Raw genomic sequence first — 16,207 nt, 5'->3', positions numbered from 1 at the left:
ATAACAGGACGGGAAAACAGTATACCCGAACCTTAAATCTCCTACAAATGTTCTAAGCGCAATAAGGCTAGTTTTCATTAATACCTTAAATAAATCAGCAAGTTAAAAATAAAAATATTTATCGTTTGATAAATAGTCACTTTCTAGGGTGCTATTCAACTGTTTTGCAAGATTAACACATTTTTGTGTAAATGCTAAATCCTTTCAGCTTAATCTATCACTGAAAAAACATCATTTTGCCGATTGTTTGATTTTGAATAACTATTTCAATCCGTGACTATCATTATCGACGAGCATTCTTTGCAAAATTTAGCTGTCTGAATTGGGTTATTCATTTAATTTGATAGACACCCACAATGCTTCCATCTCATCAAGTGTAGCAGTTTCTGTCGATTTGCCAGTTTTTGCTAATCGTCTTTCGATTTCACGAAAACGGCGTTCAAACTTACTGCACGCTTTTTGTAAGGCAAGCTCAGGTTTGTGCCCTAAATGGCGGGATAAATTCACTGTCGCAAACAGTAAATCACCAATTTCTTCTTCAAGATGCTGTTCATCCACTACTGCTTGAGTGGCTTCTTCCATCACTTCTGCTAGCTCTTCGGTGACTTTACCAGCCACAGGACCCAGTGTATCCCAATCAAAGCCTACTGAGGCACAACGTTTTTGAATTTTATAGGCTTTCATTAAGGCAGGAAGTGCATTCGGGATATCATCCAACACTGAGTATTGGTCTTTCTCTGCACGCTCTTTGGCTTTACGCTGCTCCCAACCTGCAATGGCTTCTTGGCTGCTGAGTTGGTTGTTTTCGTCGAAAATATGAGGATGGCGGCGTTCAAGTTTGTCGCTGACAGCTTGGCAAATATCATCAAAATCAAATAGATTTTGCTCTTGTGCCATTTGCGCGTAGAACACCACTTGAAAGAGAAGATCCCCCAACTCGCCTTTTAAGTCGGTAAAATCTTCCCGTTCAATGGCGTCTAGAACTTCATAGGTTTCTTCAAGGGTATAAGGGGCAATGGTTTTAAATGTCTGTTGCGTATCCCACGGACAGCCATTTTGCGGGTCTCGCAAACGCGCCATAATAGTGAGTAACCGTTCAATTTGTTTATTGCCCTGCTGCATATTTAACCCTTATCAAAAAATAATTACATGGTGTTTTAATGAGGGTTATACCTTAACCAAATTGAATTGAATACGCTAAATTTTCAGATTTTTATTAACTAAACAACGAAAAAACTCTTTTCAAGATCATACCCAAATATACCGAAAGTAGATTTTCAAAATAGTTTGGATGTGCAGCTAGGCGGCAAGTAAGCAAGACCCTAGGAGCATACATAAGTATGTGACTAGGGCGAGCGCGCGCAGCCAACAACGCTGCGCGCCAAAATATGAAGAAAATTAGGAAGAGTGGCGTTTCGCCTCGATAACATCCGGCAACTGATTCAGTTTCGAAAGCACCCTTCCCAACACCTCGATATTATACAGCTCGATGGTCATATCGATAGTGGCGAGCTGCTGCTTCACATCGCTGCGGCTGCTTACCCCTAGCACGTTGACTTTTTCGTTCGCGAGGATTGTCGTAATATCGCGCAATAATCCACTGCGGTCATTGGCTATCACTCTTACCACCAACGAGTAACCGCTAGAGTAGTTTTCACCCCAAACTGCATCAATCACACGCTCTGGCGCGTGGCTTTGCAGCTCGGCAAGCTGTTCACAATCCGCACTGTGAATCGAAATTCCACGACCTTTGGTAATAAAGCCGACGATTTCATCACCCGGAATTGGTTGGCAGCAACGAGCAATATGGTGCATCAAGTTGCCGACCCCTTCGACCACCACACGCCCACTACCGTGGGATGGTGCTCTTGGGACACCGGATTTATTCTCCAGCGACTTCATCGCAGCGCGATCTTCTTCCTCTGCCGTCGCTTTATTAAACTTAGCTTGTAGGAAGTTAACCAATTGGTTGATACGAATATCACCGCCGCCAATTCCCGCAAGGACTTCATCCAGTGAGTGTACGTTATAACGGGCAATCAACTGTTTTTCTGCATCTCGTAAACTGATATCTAGATGAGATAATTCGCTGTCGAGAATTTGACGTCCCGCCAGAATATTTTTATCGCGGTCTTGTTTACGGAACCAGTTTTGAATTTTCGCCCGTCCACGGCTGGTTGTCACATAACCGAGGTTAGGATTGAGCCAGTCGCGACTCGGGTTTGGGTGCTTCTGGGTGATAATTTCAATCTGATCGCCCATTTGCAATTGGTAGCTAAATGGCACGATACGGCCACCAATTTTCGCTCCAATACAGCGGTGTCCGACATCACTGTGAATATGGTAAGCAAAATCGAGCGGCGTTGAACCTGTTGGTAAATCCACCACATCGCCTTTTGGCGTAAACACATACACTCGGTCATCAAACACTTGGCTACGTACTTCATCCAGCATTTCACCAGAATCTGCCATCTCTTCTTGCCACGAGATGAGTTTACGCAGCCATGCAATGCGGTTTTCGTAGCTGCTGCCCTTACCTACGCCACTTGCACCTTCTTTATATTTCCAGTGCGCAGCAACGCCCAGCTCTGCATCTTCATGCATTTGGCGGGTACGGATTTGGATCTCTAGTGTTTTACCATTTGGACCTAAAACCACTGTATGGATCGACTGATAGCCATTTGGCTTTGGGTTCGCTACATAGTCGTCGAACTCATCGGGTAAATGACGGAAATGAGTATGCACAATCCCCAGCGCCGCATAGCAATCTTGCAGGCGTTCAACCACGATACGTACCGCACGCACATCGTATAACTCGCCAAATGCTAAGGATTTCTTCTGCATTTTGCGCCAAATACTGTAAATGTGTTTTGGTCGGCCATACACTTCAGCTTGAATTTGCTCTTTGAGCATATATTTGCGCAGTGTGCTAACAAAATTGTCGATGTATTCTTCACGATCAATACGGCGCTCGTGCAGCAATTTCGCAATTTTTTTGTATTCCTCAGGGTGCAAATAACGGAAACAGAAATCTTCTAATTCCCATTTTAATTGCCCGATCCCTAAGCGGTTTGCCAACGGTGCATAAATGTTGGAACACTCTTTCGCTGCTAAGACGCGCTCATCTTCGCTGGCATCTTTGACTTCACGTAAATGAGCGATACGCTCGGCGAGTTTAATGACCACGCAGCGGAAGTCTTCTACCATCGACAACAGCATACGGCGGATGTTATCCACCTGTACGGAACTGGTTTCGTTAGATTGAGTAGCTTTAAGTTCGCGGATGGCATCCATCTCAATCACGCCTTTTACCAGCGCATGAATGGATTGACCGAAATCATCAATAACGGATTGTTCGTCGAGTTTTCCCTCTTCAACTAAAGGGAACAGCAACGCAGCTTGTAAGCTACCAATATCCATGCTGAGCGTGGATAGAATTTCGGTCATTTCAATGCCGCGCCACAGTAGCAGAGGCGCAATATCCTGCCCCGATAATTTATCGTGACAATACTGCCAGGTATGGATGAGTTTTTCTTCTGATTGTTTATTATTCAAACCCAAATCATTAACCCATTTTTCGGGGGCAAATTCACCTGCTGGGGTTAAATGCGCACTTCTTACTGCAACCATATATTCTCCCTACCTGTTACACCTCTGGGCTACGAACAAATAGCGCCATGGATTCCAGATGACTAGTTTGCGGAAACATATCCAACATCCGCAATTGAGATAACTGATACCCGCCTTCAAGCAAAACTTTACTGTCTCTTGCTAACGTTGTTGGATTACAAGAAACATAGACAATTTTTTCTGGCATCAGTTTAATTAAATGTTCCATTACACCAGCGGCGCCTGCTCGAGCAGGATCTAGCAGCACTTTATTGAAACCTTCTTGCGCCCACGGCTGAGTGTGAATCTGTTCTTCCAAGTTCTCATTATAGAACGCCGCATTCTCAATTGAGTTGCGCTGGGCGTTATTTCTGGCTTGATTGACTAAATTTTCAACACCTTCAACGCCTACCGCTATTTTTGTTAAGCGGGCAATTGGCAGCGTAAAGTTACCCATCCCACAGAAAAGATCCAATACCCTATCTTCTGGGCTTAGATCTAACCATGCTAAGGCTTGTGCCACCATATGCTGGTTAATTTCACCATTCACTTGAATAAAATTGGCAGGGCTAAATTGTAAGGTTTCACCCGCCACCTGATATTCAGGTAAAATGGAGCCAGCCTCAAGCGGGACTAACTGACCTTCATTCCCTGCTAACCAAATACTAAGTCCATGAGACTTGGCAAATTCTAGCAAGTGTTTTCTATCAGATGCGTCAACAGGGGTTAAATGGCGTAGTAGGATAAGATTGCCGTTATCCCCGTGAATCAGCTCTACATGCCCTAATTTGCTGGCAATCGATAGCTGATTTAAACAGATGGACAATGGCGCTAACAGTGCATCAAGTTCTGCGTGCAATACTGAGCAACTTTTAATGTCCACCAGCGTGTTGGTTTGCGTTTGGCGAAATCCCATCATTAAGTGATTAGATTTATTTTGATATTGCAGCCCCAAACGCGCGCGGCGACGATAACCATATTCTTCACCGCCAATCACCGAAATAGGTGGCAGTACAGAGCCAGTCTCCCGCCCCATTAAATGTTGTAAAGCCTGCGCCTTGCTTTCGCGTTGAAGCCCAATCTCTACATGCTGCTGTTGGCAGCCACCACATTGATTAAAATAACGGCAGCGGGGTTTCACTCGTTGCGGGCTAGTGCTAAGGCGTTTAATGACTTTGGCTTTGGCAAAATGACGTTTATCTTCCGTCAGTTCGACTTGCGCCTCTTCCCCTGGTAATAAACCAGTGATAAATATGGCTTTGCCATCATGACGAGCTACGCCTTGCCCAGCGGCATCTAAACTATCGACATGAACCGTGATTTGACGGCGTTGGGTGGTGCGGCGATTTGGCGAGTAAAATTGGGCCATAAGTAGTCACTAAACGGAGTTAAATAAATTCTATTTCAAGCCACAGGTGGTAAGCCCATATTTACTTTATAACGGCTTACTTTATCACTGCGACTGCCTGATAATTGGGTAGACAAATTAGCGGGCTATCATAGCATTTTTTTTACCAAAATTAGTGACCACTTAGTTTTTTTGTCACGCTATATACTGACTTTTTTTATCAGCGTTAATTCGTCACCATAAATTTTCGATACTCTTCATAAGCATAATGGTCAGTCATTCCGCTAATGTAGTCTTGGAGCAGTCTGGCTCGATAATAAAACTCTAGCATCGATTTATCCGCATCGCTGGTGACTGAAATTTTTTCCAAGGCTTCGTTATAGGAGAGTCGATGTTTATTCGATAACTTATGAAATAGGCGAGTTTCGATAAAAAAGTGTTTATGGTAATTTTGTGCCACTAATGCCGCAAAATCCTCTCTATCCATCATCAATAGTGGGCTGTAAACATCTAACAACCCGCTAATAATTCGGTAGCCTTGTAGCTCTAACTCTTCCACTTCATGGTGATTAAACACATGCTTAAACGCCACTGTTTTTAAAGCTTTTAAGAGGCGATGCTCTTGGCTTTTATCCTCAAGTAACGCGCTGTTAAAGCTGCCGTGATAAATTTCAGGCAGGTTTTGAATAAAGCGCTGAGCACTGTAATGGGCGAGTTTTCCTGTAATATTGACACGCAAATACATAAAAAACTGATCTTGCTGAATGCGCCTTGTGTGGTTATCGCTGATATTATTGAATGCCCGCAAAATAGTTTGGTCGAAGAGATCCCCAGATTTTACCTCGCCCCACTCCGCTTTTAGGTATTCAATTAGCTGCTCAACGGTATAAATGCCCTTTTCTGCTGCATCGTCTAAATCCGCAATACAGTAAGAAATATCATCCGCAGCTTCCATGATATAAGAGAGCGGAAAACGGCAATATTTTCCCATTTCCAATTTTTTACTTAACTCGCTGACAAAATCCGCTTCAGACCAATAATAGCCCGGTTTTTTCATTAAATAATCAAATTCTGGCGGGATAGGCTCAAGGTCATAAGCGCCGCGAGTGTATTTCAAAATAGAGCCAATTTGGGCGTAGGTTAAATTCAGCTTGAGCAGGCGATGCGCCATGCGCAGCCCTTGAGCGTTCCCTTCAAACGAGCATAAATCACGCTTAAGCTGACGACGAAATAGATCCTGTTTTTCATTACCAGTCAGTTGTAACGCTTTAATTTTGCAAGGGTCTGTCGTTTCTGGCGTGAAGAGATAATCTGGCGATAACAATTTACTGAACCAGCGTTGAATAGCCGCTTCACCGAAATGCCCAAACGGCGGGTTGCCAATATCGTGCATCAAACACGCCATTTCCACCAGGCTTTCAAAGGCATCACAACGGTCCGTTAACCCATATTCATCAAGCATTTTTTTCTTTTTCAGCTCACCCAACACCGTTTTACTGATGTAGCGCCCAACTTGTTGGACTTCAAGAGAATGGGTTAAACGGCTGCGTACGGCGGAGTTTTGTTCAAGGGGAAAAACTTGGGTTTTCTGTTGTAAACGACGAATCGCAGCGGAGTTGATAATCCGCCCACGGTCACTTTCAAAGAGACGGTTTACGGCATCTTCATCATCGGGTGAGACTTTTTGATTTTTCGCACTGCTCATATAGTTACGCTGGAAACTCAGTTTTTTAACAAAATTAATCTTTTTTCCCGCCATGCTAGCCTCTATGCCTTACCGTTTTATTCCTGAATCTCCAAAGAAAAGGCAGAGGAAAACCCACCTTTCGATGTTACACTTTAGCCATCTACGACATAAGTGTCTAATTAATCAACAGTGAGTATGACATAATGAAAATCGGTATCATAGGTGCGATGGAGCAAGAAGTTGCGACCCTGCGCGAAAAAATTGAAGGTTGCCAAACATTGAGCCTTGCTGGCTGTGAAATTTATACAGGGAAAATAAACGGCGTTGACGTCGCTTTATTAAAATCGGGCATCGGTAAAGTCGCAGCGGCAATCGGTACCACATTATTGTTAGAACACTGCAAGCCTGATGTTATCATCAATACAGGTTCTGCGGGCGGTTTAGATCCACGTTTAAATGTAGGTGATATCGTCGTATCTACCGAAGTGCGCTACCACGATGCGGATGTCACCGCATTTGGTTATGAGCCGGGTCAAATGGCACAGTGCCCACCGGCATTTATTGCTGATGCAAAACTCATTGAAACTACCGAACAGTGCGTGAAAGCGTTAGATATGAACGCCGTTCGCGGTTTGATTTGCAGTGGTGATGCTTTCATCAACGGAGCTGAGCCTTTAGCGCGTATCAAAGCGACATTCCCAACCGTTGCTGCCGTTGAAATGGAAGCCGCGGCTATCGGTCATGTCTGCTACCAGTTTAAGGTACCTTTTGTGGTGGTTCGTGCAATTTCAGATGTGGCAGATAAAGAGTCCCACACTAGCTTTGACGAGTTTTTACCTGTCGCTGCACGCCAATCATCCTTGATGGTTGCTGCGATTGTCACAGCATTAGCGTAATTTATTTCTCACTTTCTAAGGCATAACTGACCTTCATTTATGCCTTTTCTAATACCTCTTTGTGAAGTAATGCTATGAATCTAACGACCAAACTCATGCGCTCACTGATTGGTTTTCTATTTTCCTTAACCCTAATCAATAGTGCATTCGCCACCCCCAAATCCCGAGTCATTAGTTTATCACCTGCCAATACGGAGCTGGCTTATGCCGTAGGGTTGGGAGATAGCTTAATTGCCGTAAGCGCCTATTCCGATTACCCAGAATCTGCCAAAAAGCTTGAGCAAGTAGCGGATTGGCAAGGGTTAAATGTGGAGCGGATTATTGCCTTAAAGCCAGATTTGATCTTGGCGTGGCGTGGCGGCAACCCGCAGCGACCTCTGGATCAACTTGCATCGTTAGGGATTCCAATTGTCTATTTTGATCCGCAAAGCATTGATGGGGTTATCGCCTCACTAGAGGAGCTTGCACAATACAGCCCTCACCCAGAAGTGGCAGAGAAAAATATCACCCAATTGCGCAGTACGTTAAAGATGCAAAAAGATAAATTAGATAGTAATAAAAAACCTAAGCAATTATTTATCCAACTCGGCACGCAGCCATTATTTAGCACAGGAGATAATACTCTTCAAAATGATGTCGTTAAGACTTGCGGCGCTCAGAATATTTTTGAAAACAGCGCTGTCCAATGGCCTCAAGTCAGCCGTGAGCAAGTCCTCGCTCGCAAACCTGATGCCATCATTATGACCGGTTCCCCCGAGCAAGAAAAAGCCGTCAAAGCCTTCTGGAGTACTCAACTCAATGTCCCTATTATTCGCTTAAATGAGGATTGGTTCCACCGCGCCGGCCCCCGCATCATCAATGCCACCGAGCAGCTATGCAATCAGCTAAACGCGCTACCAAACTAAGAAAAGAAATTAAGAATCTAAGAATCTAAGAATCTAAGAATCTAAGAATCTAAGAATCTAAGAATCTAAGAATCTAAGATTACAGCAGGATTTTTTGAGCAGAATTAATACAACAGGACAATAATATAATCGAACTAATTTTTTTCGTTTAAAATCTCACGAAAAAAGATTTTTCTAAATAGTTCGAGGTGTAGCAAGGCAGCAAGAGAACGAGGCCCTAGGAGCATACACAAGTATGTGACTAGGGCGAGAGAGCGTAGCTAACGAAGCTACGGCTTGAAATATGACGAAAAATCAGACGCTGAAGGAAGAACCGCACCCACACGTAGATTTCGCATTCGGATTCGTCACAATAAAGCGCGATCCTTCTAACCCTTCAGTGTAATCCACACTTCCACCCACTAAATATTGCAGGCTCATTGGGTCTACAACCAGTGCGACACCTTGTTTTTCGATGGTCATATCCCCTTCGTTGATTTGATCATCAAAGGTAAAGCCATATTGGAAGCCGCTGCAACCACCGCCCGTAATATAGACGCGCAGACGCAGGTTTGGGTTATTTTCATCGGCAACTAAGTCTTTTACTTTGGTTGCAGCTGCATCGGTAAATTGCAGAGGCAGAGCTACATCATCACTCATTTATTACTCCAGACCGGTGACCGGTAAATTCATAGGTAAGGCAAAGCCTACTTAGATCAATTTCTCAATTATCCGTCACCTGACTCATTGGTTCAAGTGTTGTTACACAATTGAGCACAGAGTTGCTATTCATCCTTATGATTGATCCATCATTGTGATTGATAGCATTGGTTTAATCGTCCTTGTGCTTTAGAATAGCGGCAACTTTTTATTTAGTCTCTTTTCAGGAGCCCTGCAATGCACCATTCCGAAGAATTATATAATGAAGCCCAACAGCTGATCCCTGGCGGTGTTAACTCCCCTGTTCGCGCCTTTAATGGTGTGGGTGGTACCCCGTTATTTATCGAGCGCGCTGATGGCGCTTACATTTATGATGTCGATGGCAAAGCTTACATTGATTATGTGGGCTCTTGGGGTCCAATGGTATTGGGTCACAACCATCCCGCTATCCGCGATGCTGTGATCAAAGCCGTCAATAAAGGCTTAAGCTTTGGTGCACCAACCGCTGCTGAAGTGGAAATGGCAAAACTGGTGTGCGAATTAGTCCCATCTATCGATATGATCCGTATGGTCAACTCCGGTACTGAAGCTACTATGAGCGCGATTCGCCTTGCTCGTGGTTATACTGGCCGCGATAAAATTATTAAGTTCGAAGGTTGCTACCACGGTCACGCTGACTGCCTATTAGTGAAAGCCGGTTCCGGTGCACTGACCATGGGCGAGCCTAACTCTCCGGGCGTACCTGAAGATTTCGTTAAGCACACATTGACCTGCACATACAACGATTTAGCCTCTGTTCGCCAAGCTTTCGAAAACTACCCAGAAGAAGTGGCATGTGTGATTGTTGAACCTGTCGCGGGTAACATGAACTGCGTTCCACCAACCGCAGAATTCCTGCCTGGTCTGCGTGCATTATGTGATGAATTCAACGCACTGCTGATCATCGATGAAGTGATGACAGGCTTCCGTGTTGCACTCGGTGGTGCTCAAGATCACTACAACGTACAACCGGATTTAACCTGTTTAGGTAAAATCATCGGTGGCGGTATGCCTGTGGGTGCATTTGGCGGTCGCTATGAAGTGATGGAAAAATTAGCGCCTATCGGCCCTGTTTACCAAGCGGGTACACTTTCTGGTAACCCTGTTGCCATGGCGGCGGGTTTAGCTTGCTTAAATGAAGTGTCTCAGCCGGGTGTTCATGCGCGTTTAACGGAGCTGACCGATAAACTGGCTCGTGGCTTAACCCGTGTTTCTAAAGAGCAAGGCGTGCCTATGGTTATCAACCATGTGGGCGGGATGTTTGGTCTGTTCTTCACTGACGCCGAATCTGTAACGTGCTACCAAGACGTGATGAAGTGCGATGTGACTCGCTTTAAGAAATTCTTCCACTACATGTTAGAAGAAGGCGTTTACTTAGCACCATCTGCATTCGAAGCGGGCTTTATGTCTGTCGCTCATAGCGATGAAGATATCCAGCGCACCATCGATGCCGCGGAAATTGCACTGGCAAAAATCAAAGCCGAATAACCCCCTGCAATAAACTGCACCCATAAAAATAGGCGCCATCTGCAAAAGACGGCGCCTATTTTTTTATCTATTTCTTAAGATCTATTTTTTGATCTGTTTTCTTTTCCAATCAAACTCAACATTCTCCTAAATCCCGTGCGCAGTAGCTAGGCGGCAAGTGAGCTAAGCCCTAGGAGCATACACAAGTATGTGACTAGGGTTAGCGACCGCAGCCAACAACGCTACGGCGTGCGGGATGACGGAGAATTGGATGGGGAGTCGCCGAACATATCTTTGACCCACTCAGGAGCTGCTCCATCTTCTTGCGGCGCCTCACCATTCCCATTCAAATTCCACGCTGGATCTTGCGATGCTGATCCTTGGCACAGGCTTTGCGGGTCTTCAGTCCAGACTGGTAACATTCTGCCGCCACCTAAATCAGAGCAGCTAAATTGCCCATCCATCATGACACGCATATCGGTTATCCCTTCTGGCGCTCGGTTGATCAGTGTCAGTGGCGTTTGGTTATCTAAATAGCGCTGATAAACACGTAATGCCCCTGTTGAGCCTGTTAACTGTGTTGGTCCGTTGTTATCGCGACCGACCCAGACAATAGCCACTTCCTTACCGTCAATACCCGCGTACCAGCTATCACGCAGGTCGTTGGTGGTACCCGTTTTACCCGCCAGATTGTATTTACCATATTTATTCAGTAATACGCGCCCAGTCCCTTGCAGCACTACTTGCTGCATACCAAATAGCGTTAAATAAGCGGCTTGAGATGGTACGGCACGCTCTGCGGATGGGTAACTTTGATACAGCTCTTTACCATCACCATCAATCACGGAACGTAATGCCGATAATTTTGCGCGATTACCTTCGCCACCAATGGTTTGGTACACTTGCGCCACTTCAGCTGGCGTTAAGTTCACCGCACCTAACAACATCGCAGGTACTTTTTCCATCGCACTTTCTGGCGCGCCTAAACGGATAAACGTATTCATCACTTGGTCGAGACCAATTTCCATCCCTAAGTTTACGGTTGGAATATTTTGTGATTTCGCTAATGCATCCACCAGCATCATACGACCATTGAAGTTACGGCTATAGTTTCGTGGGCTCCAACTTTGATTACCGACCTTGATGGTCAACGGTTCATCGGATAGCCACGTATTTAAGCGGAAACGGTCCGGCTCACTTAATGCCGTTAAATACACCGGTGGTTTTGCTAAAGAACCAATGCTGCGACGGGCATTTAGCGCTCGGTTAAAGCCTGAAAATTGTGGATCAGAGCCACCGACCATCGCACGAACTTCGCCGTTAATACGGTCGACAACCACCATGGCACCTTCGATATCATCCAATTTACGTGCTTTACGTAAATCAGCCACGCCGAACTCGACTGCATTTTCCGCCGCCGTTTGCGCCACCGGATCTAATGTGGTAAAGATTTTCGCCCCAGAGAGATCTTTAACTTTGTCTCCAAGCTTCTCACTCAGCTCTTGTCGCACCATCTGCATAAATGCGGGTTGAGATGCGACTAATCCCTCTTTGTTTTTCACACCGAGCGGTCGAGCACTTAGAACTTGGTACATCTCATTATCGATAACACCACGGGTTTCAAGGATTTTAAGCACAATATTACGGCGTTTAATCGCATTTTGTGGCTTAGTCCACGGGTTAAAGGTTGATGCACCTTGCACCATTCCCACCAGCAATGCTTGTTGGTCAAAGCTTAACTCATTGATTGGTCGACCAAAGTAATACAAACTCGCCAGCGGGAAGCCGCGAATTTCATCATTACCATTTTGCCCTAAATAGACCTCATTCAAATACAGTTCAAGAATGCGTTCTTTGCTGTAGTTATAGTCTAAAATCAATGCCATAAAGGCTTCATTAGCTTTACGTTTCAGGGTTCTTTCGTTGGTTAAAAATAGGTTTTTCACCAACTGCTGCGTTAAGGTACTTCCCCCTTGCACGGAACGACCTGCAGTGACGTTCGCTACCACCGCACGACCGATAGAATATAAGCTAACACCATCATGCTCATAAAAATTTCTATCTTCCGTTTCGAGGAGGATTTTTACCAGGGATTCAGGGAAGTCCGCCATTGGCAGCACTAAACGCTGTTCATTATTCGCAGATTGCATCATGGTGATCAGTTTCGGATCTAAACGGAAGAAACCGAACGAGCGCCCATTTTCAATATTTTCAATCTTGCTCAACATGCCATTTTCAAACACCAGACGCGCGAGGACTTGCCCCTCTTTTTGGTCTGGGAAATTAAATGGACGACGCAAAATTTCAATGGTATTGCCTTTCACCACAAACTCACCAGATGTGGTGATTTTGCTGACTTTACGGTACTGCATTCCTTCGAGCAGGTTGGTCATTTCAGCTTGGCTGTAATCCATACCGGGCTCAAGGTTTACCATGCGTCCATATACCGCCGCAGGCAAGTCCCACACCTTACCATCAAGGCGTTCTTTAATTTGTTGGTTTAGATAAAAACCGTAAGCCGCCAGTATGACTGCAAGTACTAGCATTAATTTAACTAGCAGCCAGAACCAGCGCCATTTACTCTTGCGAGGTTTGTTCTTTTTTGAGCCTTTTTTGGTCATTTGCTCTTCTTCATCGTCTTCATCATCAAGATATTCATCATCAATATCTTCATCATCGTAGAGATCTTCATCATAATCATCGCGGCGTCTACGGCGGCGTGAAGAGGATGACGATTTCTCAGCAGCGCGTCTTTTACGTCTGCCAATGGGTTCAAAATCTTTACCGGACATGGTCGCTCCATATCTCCTATACCTAAATAGGCATTAAAATCTAACTATACATACACAAGTACAACTACAGATACGTAGGTGTAACATAAGGCTAATTTTGGCTCATAATTCAAGGAATTTCACGGAAGAAAGCTCCTAATTACACTTCCTTACGCTGCCTATTGGGCGCCATTGCCTAATTTACAGCCCGTTATTAGAGCACAAAATTAGGTTATTTCGCACTCATCATCGCTTTTTTTGTTTGTCGCGTTGGTTCGGCATTCGCAGGGTCATCTGGCCAAGGATGTTTTGGATAACGCCCTTTCATCTCTTTTTGTACCTCTTTATAGCTCCCTTGCCAAAATGCACCGAGATCTTGAGTTATCTGAATAGGGCGCCTTGCCGGCGAAAGTAGCGATAATGTTAGCGTCACTTTACCATTTGCCACGGTTGGATTGGCTTTTTCACCAAACACTTCTTGCAAGCGAATTTCAACCACTGGCGGCTTGTCTAGCGCGTAGTGAATACTTACCTCGCTCCCAGAAGGAGCGATATAGGTCACAGGGAACGTGCTGTCGAGCCATTGACGCTGCTGCCAATCCAATCGATTCAATAATAAATTCATTAAATCAATTTCTTGCAGCTTTTTCTTGCTTGTCACGCCATTAAGATAAGGGGCTAACCATTCATCAAGCGTCTCGAGTAAAGTCTCATCAGTCATTGCAGGCAATGGCGTGTCAGGAAAATAACGCGCCGCTAATTCACAACGAATGCGCAATTGTAGGGTATTTTCTTGCCAGTTTAACTGTTGTAAACCATTTTGCTTAAGCCAGTAAACCAGTGCATTTTTAATCTCTTCCGGTTCTGGATTAGTCAGCCGTTGAGATTTCACCACTAACTGCCCACATTGCAAGCGCCTCCATGCCAGCAGGCTTCCCCGCTGCTCATCCCATTCAACTGTCTCTTGAGTGCTAAAAAGATGCGGGCAATCCTGTTGAAGCTTTTCAATTTCAATAGGATACGCCAGTGAGATACGCGCATCTGCCGATGTTTCTGATTGCCATAATGCCGCTACCATCAGCCATTCATTGCCCATCAATGGGTCATTGTCGTTCAGCGTTGCCCCTAACCCGCAGGCTAATTGATAACGAGTTTGATGGTCACGGGATTTTGCTATGTAGTCAGGAAACCCTGCGGCAAGTAATGTTGGTAACCACTCACTAATCAGCCCAGTGGTTTTCCCTAAAGAATGGGTAACTTTGTCACCACTTAAGATAGAGGCACGTTTGCACCAGTTCTCCGTCGGACGTTCTAAATGGGTATGTAGGTCGATCACTCCGCCACGGGGAGGTTCTTCAATAATTGCCGTTAATAATGCAGCAAGTTGAATAACGGGTTTATTTTGAGTTTGCTGTGCGTGATACAGCATGGCGGCAGTACGCACTGACATTCCCGTTCCCGCCATTTTATTGCCCATCGACGTGAGCTTTCCTTGGGCATCAGTGACACCCAATTTAAATAACAGGCTTTTCGCTGCCGATAATGCCGCCTCGGGGGGAGCGTCTAACCATTGGAGTTGAGAAATATCGTGACAGCCCCATTGAAGGAGCGATAACCATAACCCGCTTAAATCACTATTATTAATTTCCGCTTCACTAAATTGTGCTGCTCGTTCGGCTTGTTCAGCACTCATTAGATGCCAGCACACACCCGCTTCTAAACGCCCTGCTCGCCCCGCACGTTGGGTCATTGAAGCTTGGCTAATGCGTTTTTTAATTAGCTTTGTCAGCCCACTTCTCGGGTTAAATTGTCCCACGCGCTCAAAGCCGCTATCCACCACTAAACGGATCCCCTCGATGGTGAGACTGGTTTCCGCAATGTTGGTCGCCAGCACGACCTTACGTTTTCCTTCAGGGGCAGGCAGAATCGCTTGTTGCTGAGCTTGAATTGATAGCGCGCCATACATTGGGCATAACATCACATCGTCAGTCACTAACCCTTCTAACTCGCTTTTCGTCCGCTCAATTTCGCCCACTCCCGGTAAAAAGAGTAACAAAGAGCCACCTTGTTGCTGCATCAGTTGCCAAACCGCGCTCGCGACTTCTTGATGAAACGGTTTATTCGGATTGATGGGCTTATATTCCCGTTGAACAGGGAATGTCCGTCCTTGTGAACTGATCACCGGCGCATCAGAAAATAGCTGGCTAAGCCCTTGATCATCCAGCGTAGCGGACATTAGCAAAATTTTTAAATCATCCCGCAGTGCTTGCTGAGAATCCAACAACAGCGCTAACCCTAAATCAGCCTGTAAATTACGTTCATGAAATTCATCCAAAATGACCAATCCGACACCTTCAAGCATCGGGTCATTTTGTAATTGGCGAGTGAGAACCCCTTCCGTCACCACTTCCAAACGCGTTTTTGCGCTCACTCTGCTTTCTGAACGCATACGCAAACCAATGGTTTCCCCTACCGATTCCCCTAACTGCTGCGCTAAGCGAGCGGCGACTGAGCGTGCTGCAATACGCCGCGGCTCTAACATAATAATCCGCCCGTCTATCTGCCCACTTTTGAGGATTTCTAACGGCAATACCGTTGATTTCCCTGCCCCCGTCGGCGCATGCAACAGAACTTGAGAGGATTTCGCTAGAGCAGCGAGTAAGTCATCACTTACTTCTAAGATAGGGAACACTAAGGGGTAACTCCATGAGGTTTAACTTTCTATGTGAAGCATTGTAGCATTAACAAATTGTAGCATTAACGAATATGACGCATTAATACTGTCTATGAGCTAACACCATATATAGGATGGTGTAATGTTATGTCACGAACAACGCGGTAAACGG

10 protein-coding genes are annotated in these 16,207 nt (G+C 45.2%); 3 read left to right on the top strand and 7 right to left on the bottom strand.

The features are described 5' to 3' along the window. Window positions 1-327 precede the first annotated feature (327 nt). The 4 genes from mazG to dgt all read right to left on the bottom strand — a co-directional run bounded on the left by mazG (window position 328) and on the right by dgt (window position 6,716). On the bottom strand, window positions 328-1,122 hold the full coding sequence (mazG, locus tag GKR61_RS02615; RefSeq protein ID WP_154600103.1) for a nucleoside triphosphate pyrophosphohydrolase: 795 nt from the start codon (window positions 1,120-1,122) through the stop codon (window positions 328-330). A gap of 276 nt (window positions 1,123-1,398) precedes the next feature. After that, a complete protein-coding gene (gene relA, locus GKR61_RS02610) occupies window positions 1,399-3,630 on the bottom strand; it encodes a GTP diphosphokinase (protein WP_036952589.1) in 2,232 nt (743 codons plus the stop codon). A 16-nt stretch (window positions 3,631-3,646) separates the two neighbouring features. Further along, entirely contained in the window at window positions 3,647-4,978 is a 1,332-nt protein-coding gene (gene rlmD, locus GKR61_RS02605) for a 23S rRNA (uracil(1939)-C(5))-methyltransferase RlmD (RefSeq protein ID WP_154600104.1), read from the bottom strand. Between the two features lie 205 nt (window positions 4,979-5,183). After that, on the bottom strand, window positions 5,184-6,716 hold the full coding sequence (dgt, locus tag GKR61_RS02600) for a dGTPase (protein ID WP_036952594.1): 1,533 nt from the start codon (window positions 6,714-6,716) through the stop codon (window positions 5,184-5,186). A 131-nt stretch (window positions 6,717-6,847) separates the two neighbouring features. Here dgt and mtnN point away from each other — a divergent pair, with 131 nt between their 5' ends. Next, window positions 6,848-7,540 carry a 5'-methylthioadenosine/S-adenosylhomocysteine nucleosidase gene (mtnN, locus tag GKR61_RS02595; protein WP_036952597.1) on the top strand — a complete coding sequence of 231 codons (693 nt, stop codon included), beginning with the start codon at window positions 6,848-6,850 and terminating at the stop codon, window positions 7,538-7,540. A gap of 95 nt (window positions 7,541-7,635) precedes the next feature. After that, entirely contained in the window at window positions 7,636-8,445 is an 810-nt protein-coding gene (gene btuF, locus GKR61_RS02590; protein ID WP_195848375.1) for a vitamin B12 ABC transporter substrate-binding protein BtuF, read from the top strand. Between the two features lie 294 nt (window positions 8,446-8,739). On the opposite strand, the gene erpA is transcribed toward btuF, so the two are convergent. Then, window positions 8,740-9,084 carry an iron-sulfur cluster insertion protein ErpA gene (gene erpA, locus GKR61_RS02585; protein WP_036952599.1) on the bottom strand — a complete coding sequence of 115 codons (345 nt, stop codon included), beginning with the start codon at window positions 9,082-9,084 and terminating at the stop codon, window positions 8,740-8,742. Window positions 9,085-9,321: 237 nt separating this feature from the next. Between erpA and hemL the strand changes: the two genes are divergently transcribed. After that, on the top strand, window positions 9,322-10,611 hold the full coding sequence (gene hemL, locus GKR61_RS02580) for a glutamate-1-semialdehyde 2,1-aminomutase (protein WP_036952602.1): 1,290 nt from the start codon (window positions 9,322-9,324) through the stop codon (window positions 10,609-10,611). Window positions 10,612-10,832: 221 nt separating this feature from the next. Here hemL and mrcB read toward each other — a convergent pair whose 3' ends face one another. Next, window positions 10,833-13,382, bottom strand: a complete 2,550-nt coding sequence (mrcB, locus tag GKR61_RS02575; protein WP_154600106.1) for a bifunctional glycosyl transferase/transpeptidase — start codon at window positions 13,380-13,382, stop codon at window positions 10,833-10,835. A 211-nt stretch (window positions 13,383-13,593) separates the two neighbouring features. After that, a complete protein-coding gene (gene hrpB / locus GKR61_RS02570; RefSeq protein ID WP_272537320.1) occupies window positions 13,594-16,053 on the bottom strand; it encodes an ATP-dependent helicase HrpB in 2,460 nt (819 codons plus the stop codon). Between the last annotated feature and the right edge of the window lie 154 nt (window positions 16,054-16,207).

This window comes from Providencia sp. wls1916 (assembly GCF_009706585.1).
Classification (GTDB): Bacteria; Pseudomonadota; Gammaproteobacteria; order Enterobacterales; family Enterobacteriaceae; genus Providencia; species Providencia lanzhouensis.
This window is presented reverse-complemented; position numbering and strand designations above follow the sequence as displayed.

Bases quoted from the DNA above. Each gene is read 5' to 3' on its own strand.
- mazG (WP_154600103.1), bottom strand. From the start codon at position 1,122: ATGCAGCAGGGCAATAAACAAATTGAACGGTTACTCACTATTATGGCG.
- relA (WP_036952589.1), bottom strand. From the start codon at position 3,630: ATGGTTGCAGTAAGAAGTGCGCATTTAACCCCAGCAGGTGAATTTGCC.
- rlmD (WP_154600104.1), bottom strand. From the start codon at position 4,978: ATGGCCCAATTTTACTCGCCAAATCGCCGCACCACCCAACGCCGTCAA.
- dgt (WP_036952594.1), bottom strand. From the start codon at position 6,716: ATGGCGGGAAAAAAGATTAATTTTGTTAAAAAACTGAGTTTCCAGCGT.
- mtnN (WP_036952597.1), top strand. From the start codon at position 6,848: ATGAAAATCGGTATCATAGGTGCGATGGAGCAAGAAGTTGCGACCCTG.
- btuF (WP_195848375.1), top strand. From the start codon at position 7,636: ATGCGCTCACTGATTGGTTTTCTATTTTCCTTAACCCTAATCAATAGT.
- erpA (WP_036952599.1), bottom strand. From the start codon at position 9,084: ATGAGTGATGATGTAGCTCTGCCTCTGCAATTTACCGATGCAGCTGCA.
- hemL (WP_036952602.1), top strand. From the start codon at position 9,322: ATGCACCATTCCGAAGAATTATATAATGAAGCCCAACAGCTGATCCCT.
- mrcB (WP_154600106.1), bottom strand. From the start codon at position 13,382: ATGTCCGGTAAAGATTTTGAACCCATTGGCAGACGTAAAAGACGCGCT.